3 protein-coding genes are annotated in these 680 nt (G+C 43.4%); all 3 read left to right on the top strand.

Going from position 1 to position 680, the window contains the following annotated elements; genetic code table 11:
* A partial coding sequence (locus T472_RS19750) for a hypothetical protein (protein ID WP_207643961.1) occupies positions 1 to 204 on the top strand: 204 nt, incomplete at its 5' end.
* A 15-nt stretch (positions 205 to 219) separates the two neighbouring features.
* Positions 220 to 432 (top strand): PIN domain-containing protein, encoded by a 213-nt coding sequence (locus tag T472_RS07615; RefSeq protein ID WP_023863499.1) that lies wholly within the window; start codon positions 220 to 222, stop codon positions 430 to 432.
* A 26-nt stretch (positions 433 to 458) separates the two neighbouring features.
* On the top strand, positions 459 to 680 hold a 222-nt coding region (locus T472_RS07610), incomplete at its 3' end, for a hypothetical protein (RefSeq protein WP_023863498.1).

Here is a 680-nt window from a genome sequence, read left to right as displayed (position 1 = left end):
GAAGATGTCATTTGGTTCTTCCAGGTTAGGGAAGTTATGGCAAGCATGGATAATCCCATGAGTGATGATGAGGCCTGGAAGGTCATCATAGAGGACAAAAAGTCCGTTAAACTAAGTACCTCCCAGCTAATGGAAATTGCTCGTGCAGAGCTTAAGAAGTTCAGGAGGATCGAGGGGAAGCTCAAAAAGCTTGGAGTGATTTGAATAGGTAAAATAAAGGTGGTACTGGACACTTCTATTCTAATAAGCGCTCTGAAATCCAGGAACTCTAAGAGGAGTCCTGCGGTTAAGATTCTCGGTCTTCTCAGAGAAGACAAGCTTGTGAATTACGGTTCCAAGGAAACTCTCAAGGAGATGAAAGAGACCTTGGCGATCATCGGATTACTAACTGGGAAAACCCAGAAGGCGAGGGCTATTTACAACTCGTTCTGAATGGCACTAAGGAGGTATCTACGAGAGTGAAGTTTGAGAATGATGTGAGCCTTGTTAAAGAGGTCGGCCATGAGGATGATGTTAAATTCCTCGACGTGGTTTACTCTTCAAAGGCTCGATACTTGGTTAGTATGAACACAAAACACTTGATAAAGCTGAGGGATCCAAAGACCCTCAAGTTCAGCTTAAAGCGCCATTGGTTTTACATCCTCAAGGATTCAGAATTCTTGGAGCACTTAAGGGAAAAA

Origin of the sequence: Youngiibacter fragilis 232.1 (genome assembly GCF_000495435.3) — a bacterium.
GTDB classification, from domain to species: domain Bacteria; phylum Bacillota; class Clostridia; order Clostridiales; family Clostridiaceae; genus Youngiibacter; species Youngiibacter fragilis.
This window is presented reverse-complemented; position numbering and strand designations above follow the sequence as displayed.